The organism is Streptomyces sp. NPDC048671 (genome assembly GCF_055587045.1).
Genome location: NZ_JBVJHB010000003.1, coordinates 290,163 through 315,534, shown reverse-complemented (window position 1 = coordinate 315,534; position 25,372 = coordinate 290,163). Strand labels below are relative to the sequence as shown.

General features: G+C 71.2%; 28 protein-coding genes. 10 read left to right on the top strand and 18 right to left on the bottom strand.

Annotation, left to right across the window (positions count from 1 at the left end; all coding sequences use genetic code 11):
• Nucleotides 1-20: 20 nt before the first annotated feature.
• The gene (locus ACZ6S6_RS08350; protein ID WP_362954791.1) at nucleotides 21-887 is read right to left on the bottom strand and encodes a phosphotransferase enzyme family protein; all 867 of its coding nucleotides are present in this window, start codon (nucleotides 885-887) and stop codon (nucleotides 21-23) included.
• A gap of 132 nt (nucleotides 888-1,019) precedes the next feature.
• On the opposite strand from ACZ6S6_RS08350, the gene ACZ6S6_RS08345 reads away from it, so the two are divergent.
• The 6 genes from ACZ6S6_RS08345 (at nucleotide 1,020) to ACZ6S6_RS08320 (ending at nucleotide 6,627) form a co-directional block, all read left to right on the top strand.
• Nucleotides 1,020-1,964: a carbohydrate ABC transporter permease gene (locus ACZ6S6_RS08345; protein WP_469704513.1), complete on the top strand. Its 945-nt coding sequence runs from the start codon at nucleotides 1,020-1,022 to the stop codon at nucleotides 1,962-1,964.
• Complete coding sequence (locus tag ACZ6S6_RS08340; protein ID WP_469704406.1) at nucleotides 1,961-2,800, top strand: carbohydrate ABC transporter permease; 840 nt, start codon at nucleotides 1,961-1,963, stop codon at nucleotides 2,798-2,800. The genes ACZ6S6_RS08345 and ACZ6S6_RS08340 overlap by 4 nt, the downstream gene beginning before the upstream one ends.
• Nucleotides 2,800-4,092 (top strand): extracellular solute-binding protein, encoded by a 1,293-nt coding sequence (locus ACZ6S6_RS08335; protein WP_469704405.1) that lies wholly within the window; start codon nucleotides 2,800-2,802, stop codon nucleotides 4,090-4,092. The genes ACZ6S6_RS08340 and ACZ6S6_RS08335 overlap by 1 nt, the downstream gene beginning before the upstream one ends.
• A gap of 309 nt (nucleotides 4,093-4,401) precedes the next feature.
• Complete coding sequence (locus ACZ6S6_RS08330) at nucleotides 4,402-5,604, top strand: S8 family peptidase (RefSeq protein WP_362954783.1); 1,203 nt, start codon at nucleotides 4,402-4,404, stop codon at nucleotides 5,602-5,604.
• A gap of 91 nt (nucleotides 5,605-5,695) precedes the next feature.
• The gene (locus tag ACZ6S6_RS08325) at nucleotides 5,696-6,247 is read left to right on the top strand and encodes a DUF1697 domain-containing protein (protein ID WP_469704404.1); all 552 of its coding nucleotides are present in this window, start codon (nucleotides 5,696-5,698) and stop codon (nucleotides 6,245-6,247) included.
• A complete protein-coding gene (locus ACZ6S6_RS08320; protein ID WP_362954780.1) occupies nucleotides 6,244-6,627 on the top strand; it encodes a nuclear transport factor 2 family protein in 384 nt (127 codons plus the stop codon). Before ACZ6S6_RS08325 ends, ACZ6S6_RS08320 begins: the two co-directional genes overlap by 4 nt.
• Nucleotides 6,628-6,636: 9 nt before the next feature.
• Here the strand turns inward: ACZ6S6_RS08320 and ACZ6S6_RS08315 are convergent, their stop codons facing one another.
• Together ACZ6S6_RS08315 and ACZ6S6_RS08310 are read right to left on the bottom strand one after the other, a co-directional pair.
• Nucleotides 6,637-7,473 (bottom strand): ABC transporter ATP-binding protein, encoded by an 837-nt coding sequence (locus tag ACZ6S6_RS08315; RefSeq protein WP_469704403.1) that lies wholly within the window; start codon nucleotides 7,471-7,473, stop codon nucleotides 6,637-6,639.
• A 13-nt stretch (nucleotides 7,474-7,486) separates the two neighbouring features.
• Nucleotides 7,487-8,356: an aldo/keto reductase gene (locus ACZ6S6_RS08310; protein ID WP_469704402.1), complete on the bottom strand. Its 870-nt coding sequence runs from the start codon at nucleotides 8,354-8,356 to the stop codon at nucleotides 7,487-7,489.
• A gap of 19 nt (nucleotides 8,357-8,375) precedes the next feature.
• On the opposite strand from ACZ6S6_RS08310, the gene ACZ6S6_RS08305 reads away from it, so the two are divergent.
• Both ACZ6S6_RS08305 and ACZ6S6_RS08300 read left to right on the top strand, forming a co-directional pair.
• Nucleotides 8,376-8,588 (top strand): hypothetical protein, encoded by a 213-nt coding sequence (locus ACZ6S6_RS08305; RefSeq protein ID WP_469704401.1) that lies wholly within the window; start codon nucleotides 8,376-8,378, stop codon nucleotides 8,586-8,588.
• A gap of 68 nt (nucleotides 8,589-8,656) precedes the next feature.
• On the top strand, nucleotides 8,657-9,289 hold the full coding sequence (locus tag ACZ6S6_RS08300; RefSeq protein WP_469704400.1) for a mycothiol-dependent nitroreductase Rv2466c family protein: 633 nt from the start codon (nucleotides 8,657-8,659) through the stop codon (nucleotides 9,287-9,289).
• A 6-nt stretch (nucleotides 9,290-9,295) separates the two neighbouring features.
• Here the strand turns inward: ACZ6S6_RS08300 and ACZ6S6_RS08295 are convergent, their stop codons facing one another.
• The 14 genes from ACZ6S6_RS08295 to ACZ6S6_RS08230 all read right to left on the bottom strand — a co-directional run bounded on the left by ACZ6S6_RS08295 (nucleotide 9,296) and on the right by ACZ6S6_RS08230 (nucleotide 22,834).
• Nucleotides 9,296-10,054: a sirohydrochlorin chelatase gene (locus tag ACZ6S6_RS08295; protein WP_469704399.1), complete on the bottom strand. Its 759-nt coding sequence runs from the start codon at nucleotides 10,052-10,054 to the stop codon at nucleotides 9,296-9,298.
• Nucleotides 10,055-10,062: 8 nt separating this feature from the next.
• Nucleotides 10,063-10,983: an ABC transporter permease gene (locus ACZ6S6_RS08290; protein ID WP_469704398.1), complete on the bottom strand. Its 921-nt coding sequence runs from the start codon at nucleotides 10,981-10,983 to the stop codon at nucleotides 10,063-10,065.
• The gene (locus tag ACZ6S6_RS08285) at nucleotides 10,970-11,761 is read right to left on the bottom strand and encodes an ABC transporter ATP-binding protein (RefSeq protein WP_362954770.1); all 792 of its coding nucleotides are present in this window, start codon (nucleotides 11,759-11,761) and stop codon (nucleotides 10,970-10,972) included. Before ACZ6S6_RS08285 ends, ACZ6S6_RS08290 begins: the two co-directional genes overlap by 14 nt.
• Nucleotides 11,762-11,800: 39 nt before the next feature.
• Nucleotides 11,801-12,916, bottom strand: coding sequence for an aliphatic sulfonate ABC transporter substrate-binding protein (locus tag ACZ6S6_RS08280; protein WP_362954768.1), 1,116 nt, complete (start codon nucleotides 12,914-12,916; stop codon nucleotides 11,801-11,803).
• Between the two features lie 243 nt (nucleotides 12,917-13,159).
• Nucleotides 13,160-14,503: a sulfate adenylyltransferase subunit 1 gene (locus ACZ6S6_RS08275; RefSeq protein ID WP_362954766.1), complete on the bottom strand. Its 1,344-nt coding sequence runs from the start codon at nucleotides 14,501-14,503 to the stop codon at nucleotides 13,160-13,162.
• Between the two features lies 1 nt (nucleotide 14,504).
• The gene (gene cysD, locus ACZ6S6_RS08270; RefSeq protein WP_362954764.1) at nucleotides 14,505-15,440 is read right to left on the bottom strand and encodes a sulfate adenylyltransferase subunit CysD; all 936 of its coding nucleotides are present in this window, start codon (nucleotides 15,438-15,440) and stop codon (nucleotides 14,505-14,507) included.
• Nucleotides 15,437-15,982, bottom strand: a complete 546-nt coding sequence (gene cysC, locus ACZ6S6_RS08265) for an adenylyl-sulfate kinase (RefSeq protein ID WP_385026274.1) — start codon at nucleotides 15,980-15,982, stop codon at nucleotides 15,437-15,439. Before cysC ends, cysD begins: the two co-directional genes overlap by 4 nt.
• A gap of 23 nt (nucleotides 15,983-16,005) precedes the next feature.
• Nucleotides 16,006-16,722: a phosphoadenylyl-sulfate reductase gene (locus tag ACZ6S6_RS08260; RefSeq protein ID WP_469704397.1), complete on the bottom strand. Its 717-nt coding sequence runs from the start codon at nucleotides 16,720-16,722 to the stop codon at nucleotides 16,006-16,008.
• Nucleotides 16,719-16,898, bottom strand: coding sequence for a hypothetical protein (locus ACZ6S6_RS08255; RefSeq protein ID WP_362954760.1), 180 nt, complete (start codon nucleotides 16,896-16,898; stop codon nucleotides 16,719-16,721). The genes ACZ6S6_RS08260 and ACZ6S6_RS08255 overlap by 4 nt, the downstream gene beginning before the upstream one ends.
• A complete protein-coding gene (locus tag ACZ6S6_RS08250; RefSeq protein ID WP_362954758.1) occupies nucleotides 16,895-18,592 on the bottom strand; it encodes a nitrite/sulfite reductase in 1,698 nt (565 codons plus the stop codon). Before ACZ6S6_RS08250 ends, ACZ6S6_RS08255 begins: the two co-directional genes overlap by 4 nt.
• A 115-nt stretch (nucleotides 18,593-18,707) precedes the next feature.
• Entirely contained in the window at nucleotides 18,708-18,791 is an 84-nt protein-coding gene (locus ACZ6S6_RS08245; RefSeq protein ID WP_309486338.1) for a putative leader peptide, read from the bottom strand.
• A gap of 162 nt (nucleotides 18,792-18,953) precedes the next feature.
• Entirely contained in the window at nucleotides 18,954-19,559 is a 606-nt protein-coding gene (locus tag ACZ6S6_RS08240) for a GNAT family N-acetyltransferase (protein ID WP_469704396.1), read from the bottom strand.
• Between the two features lie 81 nt (nucleotides 19,560-19,640).
• On the bottom strand, nucleotides 19,641-20,921 hold the full coding sequence (locus ACZ6S6_RS08235) for a helix-turn-helix domain-containing protein (protein ID WP_362954754.1): 1,281 nt from the start codon (nucleotides 20,919-20,921) through the stop codon (nucleotides 19,641-19,643).
• Between the two features lie 275 nt (nucleotides 20,922-21,196).
• The gene (locus ACZ6S6_RS08230; protein WP_469704395.1) at nucleotides 21,197-22,834 is read right to left on the bottom strand and encodes an acyl-CoA dehydrogenase family protein; all 1,638 of its coding nucleotides are present in this window, start codon (nucleotides 22,832-22,834) and stop codon (nucleotides 21,197-21,199) included.
• Nucleotides 22,835-22,851: 17 nt separating this feature from the next.
• On the opposite strand from ACZ6S6_RS08230, the gene ACZ6S6_RS08225 reads away from it, so the two are divergent.
• Both ACZ6S6_RS08225 and ACZ6S6_RS08220 read left to right on the top strand, forming a co-directional pair.
• Nucleotides 22,852-24,024, top strand: a complete 1,173-nt coding sequence (locus tag ACZ6S6_RS08225) for a YihY/virulence factor BrkB family protein (RefSeq protein WP_469704394.1) — start codon at nucleotides 22,852-22,854, stop codon at nucleotides 24,022-24,024.
• 32 nt (nucleotides 24,025-24,056) lie between these two features.
• Nucleotides 24,057-24,755: a DUF6597 domain-containing transcriptional factor gene (locus tag ACZ6S6_RS08220; RefSeq protein WP_362954887.1), complete on the top strand. Its 699-nt coding sequence runs from the start codon at nucleotides 24,057-24,059 to the stop codon at nucleotides 24,753-24,755.
• Nucleotides 24,756-24,924: 169 nt separating this feature from the next.
• On the opposite strand, the gene ACZ6S6_RS08215 is transcribed toward ACZ6S6_RS08220, so the two are convergent.
• Complete coding sequence (locus ACZ6S6_RS08215) at nucleotides 24,925-25,371, bottom strand: VOC family protein (protein ID WP_362954750.1); 447 nt, start codon at nucleotides 25,369-25,371, stop codon at nucleotides 24,925-24,927.
• Between the last annotated feature and the right edge of the window lies 1 nt (nucleotide 25,372).

Below are 25,372 nucleotides of genomic sequence, written 5' to 3'. Positions count from 1 at the left end.
ATCGAGGACGGCTCTTGAGCTCAGAACGGGTACCACCGCACCCCCGCGTCACCGTCGCGCAGCGACGCCACGCGCCTGCGGAACTCCGCGAGTGCCTTCGGGCTGGCCGGTGCGTGCTGTGCGACCCACGCGCAGCTCGCGGTCTCCCGTGCCCCGCGCAGCACCGCGCAGCCGTCCCACTCCCGGACGTCCCACCCGTACGCCGTGGTGAACGCGTCATAGGCGTCGGCCGCCAGCGAGTACCGGTCGCGGGACAGGGCCAGCACCACCAGGTCGTGTTCGCGCAGATCCGTCGAGAAGGTCTCCAGGTCCACCAGGACCGGCCCGTCCGGACCGACATGGACATTGCGCGGGAGTGCGTCGCCGTGGATCGGGCCCGGGGTCAGATGCGGCACCAGCGCGGCGGCGGCCGTCTCGAAGCCGTCGCGGCGCTCGCGCAGATACGCGGCGTCGGCCGGGTCGATCGAGTCGCCCGCCAGGCCCAGCCAGCGTTCGACGCCGCCCAGCAGCTCCCGGCGGGGCAGGACGAGGCCCGCCGGGGCCGGCAGCGCGTGCACCGCGGTGAGCAGCGGCGCCAGGTCCCGCGGTACGGCGGGCCGCACCGCGTCGGGCAGCCGGTGCCACAGCGTCACCGGGTGGCCCTCTACCAGCCGGGCCGAGGGCCCGGCGGCCCGGACCGCGGGGACGCCGGACGCGGCGAGCCACTGTGCGACGGCCACCTCGCGTTCGGCCCGGACCCGCAGTTCCGGACTCCGTACGGCGTCCCGGCCGATCTTGACCACCAGGTCGCCCACGGCGAACACCGCGTTCTCGCCCAGCGCGAGCAGCTCCGCGTCGCCGGGGTGTCCGGCAGCGGTCAGTACCTCGCGCGCTCGCATCTCGTTCATGGATCCGATTTTCGCATCCGTGCAGGTTGCCTTGACGAACCGGCGGCCTCTCAGCACGATGGCGGAGGCCACCTGAGCGGCCAGAACGGTATAAAGCCGGTCGAATGACGCAAGGGGGCCGTATCCGTGACATTGGCGAGTGCAACTGTGCGATCCGGGCGGCACGATCCGCCGGGCGGCCCGCACGGCAAGGGGCCCGCCCGGATCAACCGGAACGCCGGTACCTGGTTCCTGGTGCTGCCGGCCCTCATCCCGATCCTGGTCCTCAGCGTCGGCCCGCTGCTCTACGGCATCGCGCTGGCCTTCACCGACGCCCAGTCGGGCCGTACCCGGTCCACCCAGTGGGTCGGCGCGCTGAACTTCCAGGACCTGTTGCACGACGGACTGTTCTGGGACTCGTTCCGGATCGGCCTGGTGTGGGCGGTCGGCGTCACCGTCCCGCAGTTCGTGCTGGCCCTCGGCCTGGCGCTGCTGCTCAACCAGAACCTGCGGATGCGGTGGCTGGCGCGGGCCCTGGCGATCATCCCGTGGGCGATGCCGGAGGTGGTCGTCGGCATCATGTGGCGGCTCGTCTACAACCCGGACGCCGGAATCCTCAACGAGACCATCCGCGACCTCGGGCTCGGTGACGGCCGGGACTGGCTGACCGGCCTCGCCACCGCGCTGCCGGCGGTGATCGTGGTCGGGGTCTGGGCCGGGATGCCGCAGACCACGGTCGCCCTGCTGGCCGGTCTGCAGAACACCCCGCACGAACTCCACGAGGCGGCCGCCCTGGACGGCGCGGGCGCCTGGCGCCGCTTCCGTACCGTCACCTGGCCCGCGCTCAGACCCGTCGCCCTCTCCATCACCGCCCTCAACTTCATCTGGAACTTCAACTCCTTCGCCCTGGTCTACGTGCTGACCAACGGAGGTCCGGGCGGCCGGACCCGGCTGCCGATGCTCTTCGCGTACGAAGAGGCCTTCCGGTACGGGCAGTTCGGCTACGCCGCCGCGATGGGCTGTGTGATGGTCGCGGTGATCTCCGTGCTCCTCGCCGTATACCTCGTGGGACGGCTCGGCGGAGGTGAGGACCGATGAGTCCGCGTACCCGCCGGACCGCGCGCGCCGGACAGTACCTCGCGCTCCTGTGCTACCTGGTCTTCCTGGCGTTCCCGTTCGTGTGGCTGATCTCCACCGCCTTCAAGCCGGCACCCGAACTGGGCTCCCTGCACCCCACCTGGATCCCCGAGCACCCGACGCTCGACAACTTCCGGGCCGCCTTCGACGAACAGCCGCTGCTCCGGGCCGCCGCCAACTCGCTGACCGCCGCGCTCTCGGCCGGGATCATCGCCGTCGTCATCGCCACCCCGATGGCGTACGTGATGGCCCGCCACCGCTCGCGGCTCTCCACCGCCGCCACCGGCTGGGTCGTGGTCAGCCAGGCGTTCCCGTTCGTCCTGCTGATCATTCCGCTCTTCCTGGTCCTCAAGTATCTGCATCTGATCAACACGCTGTGGGGGCTGATCATGGTGTACGTCGTCTGGTCGCTGCCGTTCGCGCTGTGGATGCTGGTCGGATACGTACGGGCCGTCCCGCCCGAACTGGAGGAGGCGGCGGCGGTCGACGGCGCGAGCCGGCTGCGTACCCTCGTCTCGGTCACCGCACCGCTGCTGGCCCCCGGGATCGTCGCCACCGCGCTCTTCGCCTTCATCACCGCGTGGAACGAGTTCTTCTTCGCGCTCGTCCTGCTCAAGACACCGGAGAAGCAGACCTTGCCGGTCGTACTGACCCACTTCCTCGGCGCGGAGGGTGCGAGCGACCTGGGGCCGCTCGCCGCCGCCGCGTTCCTGGCCACCCTCCCCTCGCTCGTCCTCTTCGCGCTCATCCAGCGGCGGATCACGGGCGGCATGCTGGCCGGGGCGGTGAAGAGCTGATGCGCGCGGTGCTGCGGACCGCGGCCGCGGCGGCCACCGCACTGGCCCTGCTCCTGACCGGGTGCGGTGGGGGCGGCGACGGCCGGGCGGACGGGAGGATCACGATCCGCTTCCAGTCGCTGGCCTGGCAGAAGGAGTCCGTCGACGCCAACAAGCAGCTGGTGAAGGAGTGGAACGCGAGCCATCCCGGTGTCCGGGTCCAGTACGTCCAGGGCAGCTGGGACAGCGTCCATGACCAGCTCCTCACCTCGTTCGAGGGGGACGAGGCACCGGACGTCATCCATGACGCGTCCGACGACCTCGCGGACTTCGCCTACGGCGGCTACCTCGCCGATCTGCGCACCCTCCTGCCCGACCGGCTCACCGCCGACATCCCGCGGCAGAGCTGGCGGACCAGCACCTTCGACGGCGGCGTCTACGGGGTGCCCTTCCTCCAGGAGCCGCGCGTCCTGATCGCCAACACCAGGATCCTCAAGGCCTCGGGGGTCCGCATCCCGACCCCGGCGCGCCCCTGGAGCTGGACGGAGTTCCGCCAGGTCACCAAGGAGCTGACGGGCGAGGGCCGTTACGGGGTGGCCTGGCCGCTCAGGGAACCGGTCTCCGTCACCCTCAACCTCGGCCTCTCGGCCGGCGGCGAGCTGTTCCACCGCGGCGCCGACGGAAAGGTCACGCTCGCCATGGACGCGGGCGATCTCGTCGTCCCCGGGACCATCCACGACCAGGTCGACACCGATCACAGCGCCGCCCGCACGGCGCTCGGCATGGGAGGCGGCGACACGCTCCCCGGTCTCTTCGGCGGCAAGTACGCCATGGTGCCGCTCGGGTTCTCCTACCGCCAGCAGGTGGTCGAGCAGGCCCCGAAGGGCTTCGAGTGGACGGTGCTGCCCGCCCCGGCCGGCAGCGCGGGACTGGCCCAGGGGGTGAGCCCGCAGACCCTGTCCGTCGCCGAGGACAGCCCGCACAAGAAGGAGGCCGTGGAGTTCATCGACTTCCTGCTGCGGCCGGCGAACATGGTGCGCCTCGCCAAGGGGGACTGGATGCTGCCGACCGGCAGGGCGGCCCTGGCGGACCCCTCGCTGCACACCGCCGACCGGGGCTGGGCGACCGGCGCCGCCCTCGCGGGCGCACTGCGCTCCGCGCCCGCCCAGTCCGTGCGCGGCTACCCCGAGTGGAAGGACAAGGTCGCCACCCCCGCGTTGCAGGAGTACTACAGCGGTGCGATCGACGCGGCCGAACTGAGGAAGCGTCTGGTCGAGGACGGGAACCGGGTGCTGGCCCGCTACCAGCGCTGACGCGACCGCCCTCCCCACGGCGTCCGGGGAGGGCGAAGCCGGATTGCCCTCTCGCGGTCCGCCGAGCCGGCCGCTTCCCCCGAGACGGAGGGTGTACTCCCCTCACATGTAAAGGGAATTGGGGGGTCGTGCGCCCGACTTGCGCACGGCTGGCCGGATCCTTGTTACGAAACCTTGTTTAGTAAGTCACAGACGCATGAAGGTCTTGATCTGAGCGCGTCAATGGGTGAGGGTTTCGAGGCAGCCCCCGGAGATTTTCCGGCCGAGGGCCAATCCCCCCACAAAAGAATGACGAGGAGACCCCTCTTCATGGCAATTCACCAGCGCGCACGCCGCTTCAAGCTCACCGCCGCGATCACCGCCGTCGCCGCCGCAGCCGGGATCACCCTGCTGGGCAGCCCCATGGCCGGAGCGGCACCCGCCCCCGCCATGGGCAAGATCTACGGTGCCGACGCGGCAACCGCCGTATCCGGCAGCTACATAGTGATGCTGGACCACAAGGCCGACAAGGCGAAGCTCGCCAAGGAGTACGGCGGCAAGCTCAAGCGCAACTACAGCTCCGCCATCAACGGCTTCTCCGCCAGCGGCCTTTCGCGGACCGAGGCCAAGCGGCTCGCCGCCGACCCGGCCGTCTCCAAGGTCGTCCAGAACAAGAAGTTCCACGTCGACGCCACCCAGAACAACCCGCCGTCCTGGGGTCTGGACCGCATCGACCAGACCGAGACCGCCGGCGACAACGCGTACACCTACCCGGACAGCGCGGGTGAGGGCGTGACCGCGTACGTCATCGACACCGGTGTACGCATCACCCACGAGGAGTTCGAGGGCCGGGCCAGCTACGGCTACGACGCCGTGGACGACGACAACAATGCCGACGACGGCTACGGCCACGGAACCCACGTGGCCGGCACCATCGCCGGTGCGACGTACGGCGTCGCCAAGAAGGCCAAGATCGTGGCCGTCCGGGTCCTCGACGACTCCGGCTCGGGTACCACCGAGCAGGTCGTCGCCGGCATCGACTGGGTCACCGCGAACCACAAGGGCCCCTCCGTCGCCAACATGAGCCTCGGCGGCGGCGCGGACGAGGCACTCGACGCGGCGGTCCAGAAGTCCATCGCCTCCGGAGTCACCTACGGAGTGGCCGCCGGCAACGAGTCGGGCGACGCGAGCGAGAGCTCGCCGGCGCGCGTCCCGGAGGCCATCACGGTCGCCTCGTCCACGGTGGACGACGAGCAGTCGTACTTCTCCAACTACGGCTCGCTCGTGGACATCTACGCCCCGGGCTCGGACATCACCTCGGCGTGGAACGACAGCGACACCGGCTCCGACACCATCTCCGGTACGTCCATGGCGACTCCGCACGTCGTCGGTGCCGCCGCCCTCTACCTGGCGGGACACCCGGACGCCACCCCGGAGGACGTCTCCACGGCGCTGACCGACGGAGCCACCCCGGACGCCATCAGCAACGCCACCGCAGGAACGGCGAACAAGCTGCTGAAGGTCGTTGAGTAACAGCGCCACCCCCTTGACCGGCGGCCGCCGCGCTCTCCCCCACGGGGCGCGGCGGCCGCACGGCTCGGGCTGATCGTCCTATGGTGTGCCCATGACGATGTATGCGGCGCTGCTGCGCGGGATCAACGTGGGCGGCCACCGCAAGGTCCCGATGGCGGAACTCCGCACGCTGCTCACCGGGCTGGGCCACGGCGACGTCCGCACCCACCTGCAGAGCGGCAACGCCGTCTTCAGCAGCGAATCGGACGACGAGAACGCACTTGCGGCAGGGCTGGAGCAGGCCATCGCGCAGCAGTTCGGCTTCGACGTCCCGTGTCTGGTCCGGGACGGCGGCTATCTCGCGGCCGTGGCCGCGGCCTGCCCGTTCCCCGCCGCCGAACTCGAAGCGAAGCAGTTGCACGTCACCTACTTCGACCAGCCGGTCGACGCCGCCCGCTTCGCCCCGCTGGACGCCGCGGCCTTCCTCCCCGAGGAATTCCGGCTCGGCGACCGCGCTCTCTACCTCTACGCACCCGACGGACTGGGCCGCTCCAAGCTCGGTGCGGCGCTGGCCAGACCCTCACTCAACAAGGGCCTGACGGGGACCTCACGCAACTGGAACACCGTCACCACACTCGTGGAGATGACCGGAGGCCACGCGTGAGCGAGCCGTCCCCCGGCGTGGCCGCGGCGGTCGAGGGCGAACTCCGCCTCCTCGACCCGCTGGTCCGGGCCTCCACCGAACTCCTCGTCCAGGTCCTGCACCCCGACTTCCACGAGGTCGACACCACCGGCCGCCACTGGGACCGCGACATGGTCATCGCCTCGCTGATCACGGGCACCGGCTCACGCCCCGGACAGCTCACCGCCTCCCGGATGCGCGGGATCCAGCTCGCCGACCAGTTCGTCCACGTCACCTTCGACACCGAGGCCAAGGGCAACCGCGCCCACCGCAGTTCACTGTGGCGGCTCACCGAGACGGGGTGGCTGCTCTATTACCACCAGGCCACCCCCTTCGTCACCGGACCGGCGGCCGACGACTGAGCGGCCGGATCAGCGGCGGGCGGCCCGCTGGGCCCGCGCCGTCCACCGGCCGTCCGTGCGGGAGATCCGTACCGGATGACCGAAGCAGTCGCTGACCTGATCGGTGGTCAGCACCTCGTCCGCCGGCCCCGAGGCCACACACCGGCCGCCGCGCAGCAGCATCGCGTGGGTGGTGGAGGCGGGCAGCTCCTCAAGATGGTGGGTGACCAGCACCGTCGCCAGCTCCGGGTGCTCCACGCGCAGCGCGTCCAGACTGTCCAGCAACTGCTCCCGGGCGGCCAGGTCAAGACCGGTGGCCGGCTCGTCCAGCAGCAGCAGCCGGGGCTGCGGCATCAGAGCACGGGCGATGAGCGTACGGCCCCGCTCGCCCTGCGACAGCGCGGGCCAGCGCGCCCCCTCCTTGCCGCCCATGCCCAGCATCTTCAGCAGCCGCGCCGCCCGCTCCCGCTGCTCCGGGCTCGCCGACCAGCGCGGCACCGGCTCGACCGAGTTGGTCAGCCCCGTCAGCACCACCTCGTTCACCGACAGCGGGGAACGCAGCGGATGGCGCGGATCGACATGCCCCAGCAGCGTCCGCAGCTCCCGCAGATCGACCCGGCCGATGGTGCGGCCCAGCACCTCCACCGCGCCCCGGGTGGGATGCCTGATCGCGCCGAGCAGCCCCAGCAGAGTGCTCTTGCCCGCGCCGTTGGCGCCGAGCAGCGCCCAGTGCTCCCCGCCGCGCACGGTCAGCGACACCGAGTCGAGCAGGACCTTGCCGTCCCGCACGAGCGTGACGCCGTCGGCCCTGATCACCGGGACCGGGGCCGTGGGAGAAGACGGGGCGACAGCGGCGGTGGTGGTCACGTGCGGTACTCCTTCATGCGGATGCGAGCGCCTCCAGGAGGCTCATGTCATCGGTCGACAGCCGGATCTCCCGGGCCCGGAGGTTCTCCGCGAGATGGGCGGGCGAACCGGTGCCCGGAGTCGGGCAGAGCACGGGGGAGTGGTGCAGCAGCCAGGCGAGGGCGATCTGCCCGCGGGTGGCACCGTGGCGTTCCGCGACCCCGGCGAGCGCCGCGGCGCCTTCGCCGGTCAGCGCGCCGTTCGCCAGCGGGAACCAGGGCAGGAAGGCCAGGCCGTGGGCCTCGCACACCTTCAGTACCGCGTCCGACGAACGGTCCAGGAGATTGAAGCGGTTCTGCACCGAGACGATCCCGGTCAGGGAGAGCGCCTGCTCCAGCTGGTCGGCGGTAAGGGTGTCCAGACCGATGTACCGGATCTTACCCTCCTGCCGCAGCGCATCCAGAGCGCCCAGCTGCTCGGCCATCGGCACCTGCGGATCCAGCCGGTGCAGCTGGTAGAGGTCGATCCGGTCGGTCCGCAGCCGGCGCAGACTGCTCTCGCACATCGCCCGCAGCTCCTCGGGCCGCCCCGCGACGTGCCAGGCGCTGTCACTGGTCCGTACGACGCCGCCCTTGGTCGCGATCACCAGATCGTCGCGGTACGGGTGCAGCGCCTCGGCGACCAGCTCCTCGGCCACCTCGGGGCCGTAGTTCTCTGCGGTGTCGATCAGGGTCACGCCCTGGTCGACCGCCGCCCTGAGCACGGCCAGCGACTTCTGCCGGTCGCCGGGGGGACCCCAGTACCCGGGGCCGGTCAGCTGCGCGGTGCCGTAGCCGAGACGGCGCACGGGCAGCTCGCCGCCGAGGAGGAAGGAGTCGTCGGGGGAACGGAGTACGGAGGTCATGAGAGAAACAGTAGTCTGGATGGCGGACGCAACTTCCGTTCCGGGGAGCGACCTTGCGGTGACCGCGGCCTTCGTGCGGCCCGGCGAGGTGCCCGCGGCCGGAACCCGGACCGCCGGGCTCTACCGGCAGTACGAAGGCTTCGCCGCCGAGATCCCCGTCGAGGACCGGCCGTCCGGATTCGAGCGGGCCCTCGCCCTGAGCGGGCGCGGTCCGCAGTGGACCGCCGCCTGAAAGTGGCCCAGCCGGACGTCCGCCCAATGGCCCGTTGAGCTGCGCCACCGGCTGGCTACGCTCATGTCATGACCACTCACCGCAGCCCGGACCCGGGCAGGCCCGCCGTCGACTTCTGGTTCGACCCGGCCTGCCCGTTCGCCTGGATCACCTCGCGCTGGATGCTGGAGGTGGAGCAGCGGCGCGACATCGAGCTCCGCTTCCACGTGATGAGCCTCTACCTGCACAACACCGGCAACGAACTCCCCGACTGGTACCGCACCCTGGTCGACAAGTCGATCGGCCCGGTGCGCGTCGCCGCCGCGGCGGCCGAGCAGCACGGCGACGGTGTCCTGCGCGACCTGTACACGGCGTTCGGCACCCGGATCCACCAGCGGAAGAACGAGGACTTCGACGAGGTGATCGCCCAGTCCCTCGACGAGCTGGGTCTGCCCGCCGGGCTGGCGGCCGCCGCGCACACGGACACCTTCGACGCGGCACTGCGGCGCAGCCATGACGCGGGCAAGGACCCGGAGGCGGACGGATACGTGGGTACGCCCACCATCCATGTCGACGGGAGCGTCTGGTTCGGCCCGGTGCTGCGGGCGGTGCCGCGCGGCGAGAAGGCGGCGCTGCTGTTCGACAGCTTCCGGGTGCTCGCCGGCCACGAGGACTTCTTCGAGCTCAAGCGCACCCGCACGGGCGGCCTCGACGTCGGCTGAGCGGGGCTACGCGCTGAGCGACGCCATCCGGGCGGCCGGCACCAGGGACTCGTCGTACCGGTCGAGCAGCAGCCGCGCCAGCTCCGGCGACGGGCCCAGCACCCCGGCCAGGACCTCCGCGCCGGCCTCGGCCGCCCCCGCCGCGATGCGGTCCGGGAGGCGGCCGGGCGCGATCACGTACGGGGCGACCGCCACCCGGCGCACCCCCTCGGTGCGCAGGGCCCGTACGGCGTCCCCGGTCCGGGGGAGAGATGCGGAGGCGAACGCAGGCCGCACGGAACACCAACCGGTGTGCCGCAGCTCCCGCGCGATTTCAGCGATCACTGCGATCGCCTCCGGGTCGGTGGAGCCCGCCGAGGCCAGGACGAGCCCGGTCGAGCCTCTGTCGCCGGGGCGGACCCCGGCCTCGTACAACCGCCGTTCCAGGGCGGAGTTCAGCAGCGGCGAGGGGCCGAGCACCTCGGCCTGCCGCACCCGCAGCCGCGGAAGCCCGGCGCGGGCCTCCCGCAGTACCGCCGGGATGTCGGACTTGGCGTGGAAGGCCCGGGTGAGCAGCAGCGGCAGCGCCACCACCTCATCCGCTCCCTGCCCGGCCAGCCGCTCCAGGACCCGCGGCACCGAGGGCGCGTTGAAGTCCAGGAACCCCGTCTCCACCCGCAGCCCCGGCCGTAGCGCCCGTACCCGCGCGGTGAGCGCGTGCACGGTCGCGGCGTGCCGGGGATCGCGGCTGCCGTGGGCGATGACGAGGAGGACCGCGGGAGTCATGGCGTCTCTCAGCTCTTGACCAGGAGACCGCGGCTGCGAAGCACCCACCGCTCCAGCGGACTGAAGATGAGCAGATCGATGGCGATACCGACGATCAGGATCAGGAAGATGGCGAGGAAGACCATCGACATGCTGCTGGTCTCACGGCCCTGCTCCAGCAACTGCCCCAGCCCCACGCCCAGATCGGGCGACGAGGCGATGATCTCGGCGGCCATCAGCGAGCGCCAGGAGAACGCCCAGCCCTGCTTCAGCCCCGCCAGATAGCCGGGCAGGGAAGCCGGGAGCACGATGTGCCAGGTGCCGCGCAGCCCGGTGGCGCCCAGCGTCTGGCCGGCCCGCAGGTGCAGCGGCGGGATCTGGTCGACACCGGCGACGAGACCGTTGGCGATCGACGGGACGGCGCCCAGCAGGATCACCGCGTACATCATCCGGTCGTCCAGACCCAGCCAGATGACCGCGGGCGGCACCCACGCCACCGACGGCAGCGACTGGAGACCCGAGAGCACCGGGCCGATCGCCGCGCGCACCACCTTGACCCGCGAGACCAGCAGCCCCAGCGGGGTGCCGATGACGAGTGCGAGGAGGAAGCCGAGCAGACCGCGCGAGACGCTGGTCCAGATGTAGCCGAGCAGGGTGCCCTGGGCCCAGGCGTTGGACACCTCGTCCCAGACGTGGGCCGGCGACGGCAGCTTGTAGTCGTCGGTGACCTTCGCCCAGATCAGGATCTGCCAGATGATGAGCACCAGTGCGACGGCCACCACCGGAGGCAGCACCTTCTGCACCAGCATCTGGCGCACCGGGGTCCGGGTCACCCGCACCGCGTCGAGGGCGTCGAGCCCCGCTTCGAGGCCGGCCATGTCCCGGTCGGCGTCCTTGGGGGCACTGTCCCCGGCGGCGCTGCCCTTGGCGGTGGTCTCAGTGCTGGCCATGTCGGCGGATCTCCCCACGCAGTTGTTCGGTGATCTCGACGGAGAGCTCCGCCACGGCGGTGTCCTCGATGCGGCGCGGCTGCTCGATGTCGACCGTCCACTCCCGCGCGATCCGGCCCGGCCGCGAGGAGAGCAGGACGACCCGTTCGGCGAGCCGGACCGCCTCGCGCACGTTGTGCGTGACGAAGAGGACCGAGACGTTCGTCTCGCGCCAGATCCGGGTCAGCTCGTCGTGCAGCACATCCCGGGTGATGGCGTCGAGCGCGGCGAACGGCTCGTCCATCAGCAGCAGTTGGCTGTCCTGGGCGAGCGCGCGGGCCATCGCCACCCGCTGGCGCATACCGCCCGAGAGCTCGTGCACCCGCTTGCCGTACGCCCCGCCCAGCCGGACGAGTTCGAGCAGCCGCTCCGCCTCGGTGCGGCGCTCCTGCTTCGGTACGCCGCGCAGCCGCAGCGCCAGTTCGATGTTCTTGCCCGCGGTCAGCCACGGGAAGAGGGCGTGCTCCTGGAACATCAGGGCCGGCCGCCCGCCGGGGGTCTCGATGGACCCCGCGGTCGGGCGGTCGAGTCCGGCCACCAGATTGAGCAGTGTCGACTTGCCGCACCCGGAGGCCCCCAGGAGGGTGACGAACTCGCCGGGAGCGACATCGAGTGTGATGTCGTCCAGGACGAGCTGCTGCCCCTCCGGTCCGCCGAAGGACTTCGAGACGTGGTCGATACGGGCCGCGTGCCCGACCGCCGTACGGTCCTCGGCCTTGGTGAGCGTGGTCGTGGCCATGGTCGTCACCTCCTGGGAGATCCTGGAACGGTCGGGTGCTTACTTGACGCCGAGACCGGCGTCGGCGACCTCGGGCTTGCCCGCGGCCTTGAGGATCTTGTTCAGCGGCTTCAGGTCGTAGATGCCCGCCAGGTCCGGCTCGTCCAGCAGACCGGCCTTCACCGCGTGCTTGGCCTCCGCGTCGAGCGTGGCGGCCAGCGGGTCGTCGGTGAACTGGATCGACTTCCACGCCGGGTCGATGACGTCCGCCGGCAGTTCCTTGCCGGACAGCGTCTTGAGCGCGGCGTTGGCGGAGGCCTTCGCCCGGTCCGGGTCGGCGTTGATCCACTTGTTGGTGTTGACCGAACCGCGCAGCACCGCCTCGACGACGTCCGGGTGCTGGTCGAGGAACTTCTGCGACACGATGATGTTCGTGATGACGAACTTGTTGTCCGGCCACAGCGTCGACTCGTCCAGGAGCACCTTCGCGCCCTGTGCGACCAGCTTGGAGGCGGTCGGCTCCGGCGCCCAGGCGCCGTCGATGGAACCGGACTTGTAGGCGTCCGGTATCACCTTGTTGTCCGTGCGGACCACGGAGACGTCGCCCTTGCCGCTCCGGGCGTCGACCTTCCAGCCCTTCTCGGAGACCCAGTTGAGGAACGCCACGTCCTGGGTGTTGCCGAGTTGCGGGGTGGCTATCTTCTTGCCCCTGAGGTCGTCCAGGGTCTTGATCTTCTTCGGGTCGACGACCAGCTTCACCCCGCCGGAGGCCGAACCGCCGATGATGCGCAGGCTCTTGCCCTTGGACTTCGTGAAGCCGTTGATGGAGGGCGAGGGGCCGATGAAGCCGATGTCGATGGAACCGGCGTTGAGCGCCTCGATCTCGGACGGGCCCGCGTTGAACGTCGAGGGCTTGACCTCGGTGGAGCCGAGCTCCTTGGCGATGATGCCTTCCTGGATGCCGACCAGGGCGGTGGCGTGCGTGAGGTTCGGGAAGTAGCCGATCTTCACGGAGTCCGCGGAGAGCTTCTTGCCGCCGGCGGAGACGTTCGCCTTCTTGGCGTCGTCGTCCTTGGCGTCGGAGCCGTAGCCGCAGGCGGTGAGTGCCACGGCGAGCAGCGGCAGGGCGGCGGCAGCGGCGATGCTGCGGCGCAGCGTGGTACGGGGGGCAGACACGGGAGGATTTCCTCTCGGAGGCCCGGCGCTCACGTCCCTCGGAAGTCCGGGGACGCGGCCGGGAGGTCGGCAGGTCTTCGTCTGAACTGGCCTTGCGGGCGGTGCGGTTGGTGCTGCCGGGCGCGCAGGCGGTGCGCGTACGTCATCGCGCACATCGCGCAACCCCGCCCTGGCCGCTGCCGAGGGCGCCGCTGCCGACGCGGCCGCCCTCCTTCGCGAAGGTCGAGAAGATGTCGGTGCTCATCAGAAGTCCCATTCGGCGTCGTCGCCCGCCGGGGCCGGGGCCCGCGTGACGGCGGCGAACGAGGCGCCCGCCATGCCGGCCGACAGGGTGGTGCCGTCCGCCGGGTCGATCAGCAGGAAGGAGCCGGTGCGGCGCGAGTCGGCGTACGCGTCGAGCGCGAGCGGCTCGGCGGTACGCACCACGACCCGGCCGATGTCGTTGGCGACGAGCTGCCCCGGGGCCGGGTGCTGCGAGAGGTCGTCCAGGGTGAGGCGGGACGGGATGTCCTTGACGATCGCCTTGACCGTGCGGGTGGTGTGCTTGATCAGCACCCGCTGGCCCACGGTGAGCGGCTGGTCCGCGACATGGCAGACCGTCGCCTCGATGTCCTGGGTGACCGCCGGGGCGTCGTCCGACGGTGCGATCAGGTCGCCGCGCGAGACGTCGATGTCGTCGGTGAGCCGTACGGTCACCGACTGCGGGGCCCAGGCGATGTCGACGCTGTCGCCGAGCAGGTCGATCCCGGCGATCGTCGACGTACGGCCGGAGGGCAGTACGGTGACGGGCTCGCCGACCCGGAACGCGCCGGCGGCGATCTGGCCCGCGTAGCCCCGGTAGTCGGGGTGCTCGGCGGTCTGCGGCCGGATGACGTACTGGACCGGGAAGCGGGCGTGGCAGGTGGTGAGGTCGTGGCTGACCGGGACCGTCTCCAGGTGCTCCAGGACGGTCGGGCCGCCGTACCAGTCCATGTGGGCGGACGGCTCCACGACGTTGTCGCCGGCCAGGGCGGAGATCGGGATCGCGGTGATCTCCGGGACGCCCAGGGAGGCCGCGTAGGCGGTGAACTCCTCGGCTATGGCGGCGAACACCGGCTCCGCGTAGTCGACCAGGTCCATCTTGTTCACGGCCAGCACCACGTGCGGGACGCGGAGCAGGGCGGCGACGGCGGCGTGCCGGCGGGTCTGCTCGACGACCCCGTTGCGGGCGTCGACCAGGACCACGGCCAGCTCGGCGGTGGAGGCGCCCGTCACCATGTTGCGGGTGTACTGCACATGGCCCGGGGTGTCGGCGAGGATGAACCGGCGCCGGGTGGTGGCGAAGTAGCGGTAGGCGACGTCGATGGTGATGCCCTGCTCGCGCTCGGCCCGCAGCCCGTCGGTCAGCAGCGCCAGGTCGGGCGCCTCCTGACCACGCTTGCGGGACGCGTCCTCGACCGCCTCCAGCTGGTCGGTGAGGACCGACTTGGAGTCGTGCAGCAGCCGTCCCACGAGGGTGGACTTGCCGTCGTCCACGGACCCCGCGGTGGCGAACCGCAGCAGGGTCGTGGTCGACAGCAGCTCGGCCGGCTGGATGGGTGTGGTCATGTTAGAAGTACCCCTCGCGCTTACGGTCTTCCATCGCGGCCTCGGACATCTTGTCGTCGGCGCGGGTCGCGCCCCGCTCGGTGAGCCGGGAGGCGGCGATCTCGGTGATCACGGCGTCCAGCGTGGTGGCGTCGGAGTCGACGGCGCCGGTGCAGGACATGTCGCCGACCGTGCGGTAGCGGACCTGCCGGGTCTCCGTCCTCTCGTGCTCCTTGGGGCCGCCCCAGTCGCCCGCGGTCAGCCACATCCCGGAGCGGTTGAAGACCTCGCGCTCATGGGCGAAGTAGATCTGCGGGAGCTCGATGCCCTCGCGCTCGATGTACTGCCACACGTCGAGCTCGGTCCAGTTGGAGATCGGGAAGACCCGGACGTGCTCACCGGCGGCGTGCCGGCCGTTGTACAGCTGCCACAGCTCGGGGCGCTGGCGGCGCGGGTCCCACTGGGAGAACTCGTCGCGCAGCGAGAAGACCCGCTCCTTGGCGCGCGCCTTCTCCTCGTCGCGGCGGCCGCCGCCGAACACGGCGTCGAAGCGGTGCTGCTGGATCGCCTCGGTCAGCGGCACGGTCTGCAGCGGGTTACGGGTGCCGTCGGGGCGCTCGCGGAGCTTCCCGGCGTCGATGTACTCCTGCACGGAGGCCACGTGCAGCCGCAGCCCGTGCTCGGCGACCGTGCGGTCCCGGTACTCCAGGACCTCGGGGAAGTTGTGCCCGGTGTCCACGTGCAGCAGCGTGAACGGCACCGGCGCGGGCGCGAACGCCTTGAGCGCCAGGTGCAGCATCAGGATCGAGTCCTTGCCGCCGGAGAACAGGATCACCGGCCGCTCGAACTCCCCCGCCACCTCACGGAAGATGTGCACCGCCTCGGACTCCAGGGAGTCCAGGTGGCTGAGTGCGTACGGATTGTCGGTGCCTTCCGACACAGTCGCGACGGTCGTCACGCTGCACCCCTCTCGCTCAGCAGCGCGTACAGCTCCGCCGCGGACTCCTGCACGGTCTGCTGGTGCGACTCGATCCGCAGATCCGGAGACTCGGGAGCCTCGTAGGGGTCGTCCACCCCGGTCAGCCCGCTGATCTCGCCCGCCGCCTGCTTGGCGTAAAGCCCCTTCACATCGCGCACCGAGCACACCTCGACCGGAGTGGCGACATGCACCTCCAGGTACGCGGTGCCCTCGGCCTGGTGCCGCTTGCGGACCGCGTCCCGGCTGTCCGCGTACGGTGCGATGACCGGGACCAGGACCTTCACGCCGTTGGCCGCCAGCAGTCCGGCGACGAAGCCGATCCGCTGGACGTTGGTGTGCCGGTCCTCGCGGGAGAAGCCGAGGCCCGCGGAGAGGAACTCCCGGATCTCGTCGCCGTCCAGCACCTCCACCCGGTGGCCCTCGCCGCGCAGCCGCCCGGCGAGTTCGTACGCGATGGTGGTCTTGCCCGCGCTCGGCAGACCGGTCAGCCAGATGGTGGCTCCCGTCTCCGTCACGCTCATCGAAGTCTCCTGATCAGTCGTCATCAGCCGTGCAGCCCGCACTCGGTCTTCCCGCGCCCGGCCCAGCGGCCGGCGCGTGCGTCCTCGCCCTCCAGCACCCGGCGGGTGCAGGGTGCGCACCCCACGGAGGCGTAACCGTCCATCAGCAGCGGGTTGGTGAGCACTCCGTGTTCCGCGACGTACGCGTCCACGTCGTCCTGGGTCCAGCGGGCGATCGGCGAGACCTTGACCTTCTGCCGCTTCTCGTCCCAGCCGACCACCGGGGTGTTCGCCCGGGTGGGGGACTCGTCGCGGCGCAGCCCGGTCGCCCAGGCCGTGTACGAGGTCAGGCCCTCCTCCAGCGGCTTGACCTTGCGCAGCTTGCAGCAGAGGTCGGGGTCGCGGTCGTGCAGCCTCGGCCCGTACTGCGCGTCCTGCTCGGCCACGGTCTGGCGCGGGGTCAGGGTGATGAGGTTGACGTCCATCACCGCCTCCACCGCGTCGCGGGTGCCGATCGTCTCGGGGAAGTGGTATCCGGTGTCGAGGAAGACCACGTCCACGCCGGGCAGGGCCCGGGAGGCGAGGTGCGCGACGACCGCGTCCTCCATCGATGAGGTGACGCAGAAACGCGGCCCGAAGGTCTGGGTGGCCCACCGCAGGATCTCCGGTGCGGAGGCGTCCTCCAGCTCGCGGCCGGCCCGCTCGGCCAGGTCCCTGAGGTCGTGCGACGTGAGCTCCTCGATCTTCAGAGTGTCCGTCATATCCCGTCCTCTTCAACGTCGTTACGCGCCAGTCCCCGGGTCAGCAGGCCCAGGAACTTCAGCTGGAACGCTCGGTTGCAGGAGGCGCATTCCCAGGCCCCGTGCCCCGTCTCGTGCGGGCGCAGGTCCTCGTCACCGCAGTAGGGGCAGTGGAACGGCGCGGCGCGCTCGCTCATGACAGCGACTCCGCACTGGCGCGTGCCGCCCAGGTCGCGAAGCGCTCGTCGTGCTCGCGCTCCTTCTGGAAGTTCCCCAGGACCCGCTCGACGTAGTCGGGCAGTTCGGCCGAAGTGACCTTCAGACCGCGGACCTTGCGCCCGAATCCGGCCTCCAGGCCGAGCGCGCCGCCCAGGTGCACCTGGTAGCCCTCCACCTGGTTGCCCTCGCCGTCCAGCATGAGCTGGCCCTTGAGGCCGATGTCGGCGGTCTGGATGCGGGCGCAGGCATTGGGGCAGCCGTTGATGTTGATGGTGAGCGGCTCGTCGAACTCCGGGAGGCGGCGCTCCAGTTCGTCGATGAGCGAGGCACCGCGCGCCTTGGTCTCGACGATCGCCAGCTTGCAGTACTCGATGCCGGTGCAGGCCATCGTGCCGCGGCGGAAGGGGGACGGCTTCACCTGGAAGCCGAGCTCCTCGAGTCCGGCGGACAGCGACTCGATCCGGTCCGGTTCCACGTCGAGGATCAGCATCTTCTGCTCGACGGTGGTGCGCAGCCGGTCCGATCCGTGCGCGGCGGCCAGATCGGCGATCTTGATCAGGGTGGGACCGTCGACCCGGCCGACGCGGGGCGCGAACCCGACGTAGAAGCGCCCGTCCTGCTGCTGGTGGACGCCCACGTGGTCGCGCCAGCGGCTGCTGGGCTGCTCGGGGGCGGGGCCGTCGAGCAGCGGCCGCTTGAGGTACTCGTCCTCCAGCACCTGGCGGAACTTGACGGGTCCCCAGTCGGCCATCAGGAACTTCAGCCGGGCGCGGGTGCGCAGCCGCCGGTATCCGTAGTCCCGGAAGATCCCGACCACTGCGGCCCAGACGTCGCAGACCTCGTCCAACGGCACCCAGGCGCCCAGGCGTTCGGCGAGCCGGGGGTTGGTCGAGAGACCGCCGCCGACCCAGAGGTCGAAGCCGGGGCCGTGCTCGGGGTGAACGACACCGACGAAGGCGATGTCGTTGATCTCGTGGACCACGTCCTGCACGGGCGAGCCGGAGATCGCGGTCTTGAACTTGCGCGGCAGGTTGGAGAATTCCTTGCTGCCGATGTAGCGGTCGTGGATCTCGTCGACCGCCGGGGTCCCGTCGATGATCTCGTCGGCGGCGATCCCCGCCACCGGGGAGCCGATGATCACACGGGGGCAGTCGCCGCAGGCCTCCGTCGTGGACAGGCCGACGGCCTCCAGCTTCTGCCAGATGGCCGGGACGTCCTCGATGCGGATCCAGTGCAGCTGGATGTTCTGCCGGTCGGTGACATCGGCGGTGCCCCGAGCGTAATCCCGCGAGACCTCACCGATGGCCCGCAGCTGCGCCGCCGTCAGCCGGCCGCCGTCGATGCGGACCCGGAGCATGAAGTACCGGTCGTCCAGCTCCTCCGGCTCCAGGATCGCGGTCTTGCCGCCGTCGATGCCGGGCTTGCGCTGCGTGTACAGGCCCCACCAACGCATGCGTCCGCGAAGGTCGTTGGGGTCGATCGAGTCGAACCCGCGCTTGGAGTAGATCGTCTCAATGCGTGTCCGCACGTTGAGACTGTCGTCGTCCTTCTTGAACTGCTCATTGCCGTTGAGGGGGGTGTGGTGCCCCAGGGCCCACTGACCTTCGCCACGGTGGCGTCCCGCCTTGCGGCGAGGGGTGGCGGGCGCAGGCTGTTCCGGGGTAGCGGCCATGACAGTACGTCCTTCGGGACTGCAGGAGGGCGGCTCTGAACTGCACACTCGCGTCTGGGCGCGGCGGTGCGCAGGGTTTGCAGAGAAAAGGGGATCGCGGCGGTGCTGGAGACTCTCAGCTCGCCGGACAGATGGCGCTGGACATGCGGCCGAGGTCGACGTGGCGTCGACTCACCAAGGCAATTCCAGTTCCAGACATGACGGAAGCGTGTCACGCGAATCTCGGACCAGTCCACCACTATCCATGATGTGGACGAGACTGTCCCGACAGGTGAGACAGTGTGGCGCCCGTCACGGAAGTGACGGGCGCCCGGCCATCCGGATAACCGGACAACCACGTGCATTTCCCATGAGCGAACGGTTACGGAAGCAGCTCCCGGCCGGAACCCGGCCACGGACCCGGAGTGGCCGCCTCGGGTTCCAGCTCGGTCCTGGTGTCGAAGAGCCGGAAGCCGCGGCGCAGATAGTTGTCCATGGCGTGCGGCCCGTCCTTGGAACAGGTGTGCAGCCACACCCGCTTCGTCGCCGGGCGCCGCGGCCACCGCTCCGCCAGGTCCCAGGCGCGGGCCGCCCCGTACGAGAGCAGATGGCCGCCGATCCGGCGCCCCCGGAACGCCGGGATGAGACCGAAGTACATGATCTCGACCACGCCGTCCTCCTGCGGGTCCAGCTCGATGTACCCGGCCGGTGTGCCGTCCGCGTACGCCACCCAGGTCTCCGCGCCGGGCCGGTCCAGCGCCTCCTGCCACTGCGCGTACGTCATCGTCAGCCGGTCCGTCCACCGGATGTCGCCGCCGACCGCCGTGTAGAGGAAGCGGCTGAACTCGGGCAGCGGTATCCCGGACCGGACGATCCGGATGTCGCCCTCCGGCACAGCGGAGGGCCGCAGATCATCGGGGGAGGTCTGCTCCAGGGACCAGACGGTCACCTCGGCGGTCGGTTCGGCGGGGCGCGTGGGGTTGCTCATGACTGCCAGAAAACCATGCCCCGCGGCCCCGCCCCAAGCCGGTCCCGGCAGGCGGACGCCCAGGACCTGCGAGAACACCGTTCAGCGGGCGCTGCGCGCCGCCGTCACCACCGGGGCCTTCGAACGCGGCAGCAGATCGGCCGGGTGCTCCGGGTGGATCACCTCCACCTCGACGCCCTCACCGAAGCGGTACGGGCGGTGCGCCAGCACCTCCGCGAGATGACGCCGCAGCCGGGAGATCTCGGCCCGCACCGTCACCGTCCGGGTCGGATCGCCGAAGATGTCCTCCGCCAGCTCGGACGCGGTACGCCCCTCCCGGTGCAGCGCCAGCGCGAACAACAGCTCGGCGTGGCGCGGGGAGAGCCGCTGGGACCAGGTCCCCACCGGGCTCACCACGTTCACCGCGAGGCCGCGCGACCGGCTCAGATCGAGCACGACCCGGCGCGGCGGGCTGTCCGTCGCGCCGTCCGCCACCTGCACCAGCCAGCCGCCCGGCAGCGGCTCCACCCGGCACATCCCGAGCGAGGGCAGCCACACCCGGCCCGGCTGGAGGGACTTCGGCAGCGGCAGCCGGTCCACCGGCGGCATCCCGGTGACCGCCGCCAGCCAGCCGTGGGCGTCCACGGCCATCGCCCGGCCGCCCAGCCGGCACAGCATCGGCGCCGCCACCGAGCGCAGCCGGTCGATCGACTCCAGATGCCGGGTCCTGATCTCGCTCTCGGCCAGCCGGGCCACCGAGCCGACCAGGGCGAGCGTCGTCGGATGGAAGGTGGACGCGGGCCCGCTGATGTCGACGATCCCCATCAGCCGGCCGTCCCGCGGATCGCGCACCGGGGCCGCCGCGCACGTCCACCCGTGCAGACTGCGCACGAAGTGTTCCGCGGAGTGGACCTGCACCGGGGCGCGCGCGGCGATCGCCGTGCCGATCGCGTTGGTACCGGTGCTCTCCTCCGACCAGGCGGCGCCCTCGGCCAGACAGATGTCGTCGGCCCGGCGCAGCACCGCCGTGTTGCCCTGGCGCCACAGCACCCGGCCCTCCACATCGGTGACCACCATGATCTGCTGCGAGGCGTCCGCGATCGCCGCCAGGGCGTCGCCGAGCAGCGGCATCACCTCACCCAGCGCCGAACCGCGGCGCCGGCGCTCGATCTCGTCCGGCTCCAGCCGGACGCTGTGGGTGGACTTCTCCGGATCGACCCCGCTGCGCAGCGCCCGGTCCCACGAGGCCCCGATCTCGGCCCGCGGCGCGACCGGCACGCGCTCGCCCGCCAGCCGGGCCTCACGGGCCCGGCGGACCAGGCGCACGGCCCGGTCCGACTCCCGGACAGCCAGCCGCATCACATCGACAGGACGTGCCTCCATGCCGGATCCCCCCTGGAGCCTCTTGTTTCCCGTGTCAAGGCCGCGGGCCCCATCCTGCCGCTGCCGGGGTCCCGGGTACCGCAACTCCACACAATGGTTGCAACCCTCTGCAACTCTGGCGACGCCCCCCGGTCCGTACAAGAGTGGCGGTACACCGGACGGCGCGGCCTCGGCCTCGCAGCCCGGTGTGTACAGCATGGGGGGTGGTGCCGTGTCGGCGCAGCACCACCCCCTGTTGCTGCCCCGGGCCCGTCCGGCGGACCGGCCCCCTCACGTCAACGCTCCACGGGCCGCGCCCGTTCCACGACCGAGGCCAGGTCGAGAGTGTGCGGCAGCGTCCCGAACGCCGAGCCCCAGTCCCCGCCCAGCCGTGACGCGCAGAACGCGTCGGCGACCTCCGGCGGCGCCCAGCGCACCAGCAGCGAACCCTGGAGCACCAGCGCCATCCGCTCCACCAGCCGCCGCGCCCGCGCCTCGATCCCCTCCAGATCCGCGAGCTCGGTCAGCAGATCCTTGATCGCCCGGTCCAGCCGGTGATCGGCGCCGCGCGCCCGGCCGACCTCGGAGAGGAACGCGTTCAGCGCCATCGGCTCGCGCTGGAGCGCCCGCAGCACATCCAGCGCCTGTACGTTCCCCGATCCCTCCCAGACCGAGTTGAGCGGCGCCTCGCGCAGCAGCCTGGGCATCCCCGACTCCTCCACATAGCCGTTGCCGCCCAGGCATTCGAGCGCCTCGCCCACCATCGGCGTGCACCGCTTCGTCACCCAGTACTTGGCCGCCGGCACCGCGATCCGCAAGAACGCCAGCTCGCTCGCGGTCCCGGCGTCGTACGCGGCCGCCAGCCGCATCGCCAGCACCGTCGCCGCCTCCGACTCCAGCGCCAGATCGGCCAGCACATTGCGCATCAGCGGCTTGTCGACCAGCACCCCGCCGAACGCGCGGCGGTACGTGGCGTGGTGGACCGCCTGCGCCACCGCCTGCCGCATCAGCGCGGCCGAACCGATCACACAGTCCAGCCGGGTCGCCGCCACCATGTCGATGATCGTGCGCACCCCGCGCCCCTCCTCACCGACCCGGCGCGCCCACGTACCGTCGAACTCGACCTCGGCCGATGCGTTGGACCGGTTGCCCAGCTTGTCCTTGAGCCGCTGGATCGCGAACGTGTTGCGGGTGCCGTCGGGCAGCACCCGGGGCAGCAGAAAACAGGTCAGACCGGCGGGGGCCTGGGCCAGCACCAGGAACGCGTCGGACATCGGCGCCGAGCAGAACCACTTGTGCCCGGTGAGCAGATACTCACCCGCACCGGACAGGGGTTCGGCACGGGTCGTGTTGGACCGCACGTCCGTGCCGCCCTGCTTCTCCGTCATGCCCATCCCGAGAAGCACCCCGGCCTTGTCCGCGGCCGGCCGCAGCCCCTCCTCGTACACGTGCGAGGTCAGCAGCGGCTCCCACTCGGCGGCCGTCGCCGGATCGGTGCGCAGCGCGGGCACCGCCGCATGGGTCATCGAGAGCGGACAGCCGTGGCCCGCCTCGGCCTGCGTCCACACCAGGAAACCGGCCGCCCGGCGCACATGACCGCCAGGCCGGTCCCAGGCGTCGGTCAGACCCGCGGAGACGGCATGGCCGAGCAGCCGGTGCCAGGCCGGATGGAACTCCACCTCGTCGACGCGGTTCCCGTACCGGTCATGGGTGCGCAGCCGGGGCGGATTCTCGTTCGCCCGCGCACCCCACCGCTGCGCCTGCGCGGAGCCGGCGGACCGGCCGAGCCGGACGAGACCGGCCCGCGCGTCGTCGAGCAGCTCCGGCGGGAGATGCCGGTCCACGGCTTCGGTGAGGGCCCGGTCCGCGGCGAAGACGTCGTAGCCGAGCAGGGGAGGGGCCTGGTTGGACACTGTGTGGGTGGTGGCTGCCATGCCGATACGGTAAGGAGGTGCAGGCAGCAAACGAAACACCCGAGCGGCCACCGGGCCGGCTCCACCGGGCGCGAGTCCTCTACCGCAACGTCTCCAAGCGGCAGATGGTCTGGCAATTGCTCAAGGACACCGTCAACTCGTGCATGGAGTACCGCATTCTGGGACTCGCCGCCGAGGCGGCGTTCTTCACCCTGCTGTCCCTGCCGCCGCTGCTGCTGGGACTGATCGGCCTGCTCGGCTACGTCGACGCGTGGACCAGCACCACCACGGTCGCCTCCATCGAGCACAACATCCTCGGTGCCGCGCAGACCGTGCTCTCCGAGCGGGGCGTCAACGACTTCGCCAAGCCGCTCCTGGAGGACGTCACCACCGGGGCCCGGCCCGATGTCATCTCGATCGGTTTCGCGATCGCGCTCTGGTCCGGCTCCCGCGCGGTCAACGTCTTCATCGACACCATCACCGTGATGTACGGGCTCGACGGCCAGCGCGGCATCGTCAAGACCCGGATGCTCGCCTTCCTCCTGTACGTGGTGGCGCTGCTGCTGGGCGCGGTCGTGCTGCCGCTCCTGGTGGTCGGCCCCGACCGGGTCGTGGAGTTCATCCCCTGGGGCACGGAGGTCCTGAGCGTCCTGTACTGGCCGCTGGTGATACTCCTGTCCATCGCCTTCCTGACGACGCTCTACCACGTGTCCGTCCCCGTCCGCTCGCCCTGGATCGAGGACACACCGGGCGCGCTGATGGCGCTCGCGATCTGGGTGCTGGGCAGCTTCCTGCTGCGGATCTACCTCACCAGTACGGTCGAGGGGCCGACGATCTACGGCTCCCTGGCCGCGCCGATCGCCGTACTGCTGTGGATCGGCATCTCCGCGTTCGCGGTGTTGGTGGGAGCCGCCGTCAACGCGGCCATCGACCGGGTGTGGCCCTCGGTGGCGACGGCCGCGGCACGTGCGGCCAACGACCGGGTGCGCGCGGTCCAGGCGGCGGAGTTCGTGGCCCGCACCCGGGCGGAGAGCTGGAACGACAGCGTGGACGACGACGAGGAGGACGACGGTGACGAGGGTGACAGCCCCTACATGCCGTCCGAGTTCCCGGAGCGGTGGTCCCGGTTCCTGCCGCCCGACGACGTGAAGTCCAGGCTCCAGCCGGGCCGCGAGAAGGAGACGGACAAGCCGTACCGGCCCAGCGAGTGAGAGCGGCCGTGTCCGCCGACGAGACCGGTGCCATGGGCGACAGGTACGAAGAGCGCGCGTCGCGGATGGACGGTGCGCGGGTGTGGTCCCTGACCGTGCCGCGGGGTGCGGCCCATCCGGTGCTGCCCGACGGCTGCATGGACCTGCTCTGGATCGGCGGCCGGCTGCTCGTCGCGGGCCCGGACACCCGCGCGGCACCCGCGTCCGTGAGCGACGGCGGCGGTGTCGCGGGCATCCGCTTCGCTCCGGGTACGGCGCCCGCCCTGCTCGGCGTGCCCGCGCACGAACTGCGTGACCGCAGGATCGCGTTGGCCGGGCTGTGGCCGGACGCGGAGGTCCGGGAACTCACCGAGCGGGTCGCCGAGGCAGCCGACCCGGCGGCGGCCCTGGAGGAGATCGCCCTGCGCAGGGCGGCCGGTACCGCGCCGCCGGACCCGGCGATGCGGTACGTCGCCGGGCAACTGGGCAGCGGCCGGTCCGTCGCGGACACGGCACAGGCGGTCGGCCTCGGCGCGCGCCAGTTGCACCGCCGCTCGCTGGCGGCCTTCGGATACGGCCCCAAGACGCTCGCCCGGATCCTGCGGCTCCAGCGCGCCCTGGCTCTCGTACGGTCCGGAACGCCGTACGCCGAGTCCGCGCTCGCGGCGGGCTGCGCCGACCAGGCGCATCTCGCCCGGGAGATGCGCGAACTGGCCGGAACCACCCTGACGGGGTACTTCGCCGCGCGCTAGCCGCAGCCGCGCGCGCCGGATGCCCGCCCCTCCCCGGCGGCCGGTGCGGCGTGCGCTCCCGCGAATACCTCAGTGGTAGTCGACACGGTGATCCCCGTCGCAAGGAGTCCGCCGCGCTCCGGGTGCCGGCCCTGACGGCCGACGCCGGGGACCTCTGATCCGCGCCGCCTCAGGAGGGTGTCGCGGCGAACAGCGACACCGCACAGCCGTCCGGGTCCAGCACCGCCGCGTACCGCTGCCCCCACACGGCGTCCCACGGCTTCAGGTGCCCCCGGTATCCGGCGCCGGTCAGTTCCGCGTAGACGGAGTCGACCTCCGCCGGACCGTCGCAGAGGAAGGCGAGCCCGAGGCGTTCCCCGCCGTTCGCCGCCGCCCATTCCGGGTCGAAGGAGCGCACGACGTCCTCGGTGTCCCACAGCAGGCGCCGCCCGCCCGGGAGCGTGACTTCGACATGGGGCGCGGATTCCGCGCCGTCGGGGATGTCGAGGCCGAGCAGGCGGTAGAAGGCGAGCGAGGCGGCCAGATCCGCGGTGGTGATGGAGATCGCGTCGAGTCGTGGAGTCATGGTCCGACGGTAGGCCGGTAGCCGGCCCGCGGTCTTGAACGAATCGGTCATG

Coding starts and splice junctions, on each gene's coding strand:
- ACZ6S6_RS08295 (WP_469704399.1), bottom strand. CDS start 10,054: ATGACTCCCGCGGTCCTCCTCGTCATCGCCCACGGCAGCCGCGATCCC.
- ACZ6S6_RS08290 (WP_469704398.1), bottom strand. CDS start 10,983: ATGGCCAGCACTGAGACCACCGCCAAGGGCAGCGCCGCCGGGGACAGT.
- ACZ6S6_RS08305 (WP_469704401.1), top strand. CDS start 8,376: ATGGCGGACGCAACTTCCGTTCCGGGGAGCGACCTTGCGGTGACCGCG.
- ACZ6S6_RS08220 (WP_362954887.1), top strand. CDS start 24,057: ATGGGCGACAGGTACGAAGAGCGCGCGTCGCGGATGGACGGTGCGCGG.
- ACZ6S6_RS08285 (WP_362954770.1), bottom strand. CDS start 11,761: ATGGCCACGACCACGCTCACCAAGGCCGAGGACCGTACGGCGGTCGGG.
- ACZ6S6_RS08350 (WP_362954791.1), bottom strand. CDS start 887: ATGAACGAGATGCGAGCGCGCGAGGTACTGACCGCTGCCGGACACCCC.
- ACZ6S6_RS08325 (WP_469704404.1), top strand. CDS start 5,696: ATGACGATGTATGCGGCGCTGCTGCGCGGGATCAACGTGGGCGGCCAC.
- ACZ6S6_RS08275 (WP_362954766.1), bottom strand. CDS start 14,503: ATGACCACACCCATCCAGCCGGCCGAGCTGCTGTCGACCACGACCCTG.
- ACZ6S6_RS08260 (WP_469704397.1), bottom strand. CDS start 16,722: ATGACGGACACTCTGAAGATCGAGGAGCTCACGTCGCACGACCTCAGG.
- ACZ6S6_RS08215 (WP_362954750.1), bottom strand. CDS start 25,371: ATGACCGATTCGTTCAAGACCGCGGGCCGGCTACCGGCCTACCGTCGG.
- ACZ6S6_RS08335 (WP_469704405.1), top strand. CDS start 2,800: ATGCGCGCGGTGCTGCGGACCGCGGCCGCGGCGGCCACCGCACTGGCC.
- ACZ6S6_RS08240 (WP_469704396.1), bottom strand. CDS start 19,559: ATGAGCAACCCCACGCGCCCCGCCGAACCGACCGCCGAGGTGACCGTC.
- ACZ6S6_RS08255 (WP_362954760.1), bottom strand. CDS start 16,898: ATGAGCGAGCGCGCCGCGCCGTTCCACTGCCCCTACTGCGGTGACGAG.
- ACZ6S6_RS08250 (WP_362954758.1), bottom strand. CDS start 18,592: ATGGCCGCTACCCCGGAACAGCCTGCGCCCGCCACCCCTCGCCGCAAG.
- ACZ6S6_RS08245 (WP_309486338.1), bottom strand. CDS start 18,791: ATGTCTGGAACTGGAATTGCCTTGGTGAGTCGACGCCACGTCGACCTC.
- ACZ6S6_RS08230 (WP_469704395.1), bottom strand. CDS start 22,834: ATGGCAGCCACCACCCACACAGTGTCCAACCAGGCCCCTCCCCTGCTC.
- ACZ6S6_RS08235 (WP_362954754.1), bottom strand. CDS start 20,921: ATGGAGGCACGTCCTGTCGATGTGATGCGGCTGGCTGTCCGGGAGTCG.
- cysC (WP_385026274.1), bottom strand. CDS start 15,982: ATGAGCGTGACGGAGACGGGAGCCACCATCTGGCTGACCGGTCTGCCG.
- ACZ6S6_RS08340 (WP_469704406.1), top strand. CDS start 1,961: ATGAGTCCGCGTACCCGCCGGACCGCGCGCGCCGGACAGTACCTCGCG.
- ACZ6S6_RS08330 (WP_362954783.1), top strand. CDS start 4,402: ATGGCAATTCACCAGCGCGCACGCCGCTTCAAGCTCACCGCCGCGATC.
- ACZ6S6_RS08310 (WP_469704402.1), bottom strand. CDS start 8,356: ATGACCTCCGTACTCCGTTCCCCCGACGACTCCTTCCTCCTCGGCGGC.
- ACZ6S6_RS08300 (WP_469704400.1), top strand. CDS start 8,657: ATGACCACTCACCGCAGCCCGGACCCGGGCAGGCCCGCCGTCGACTTC.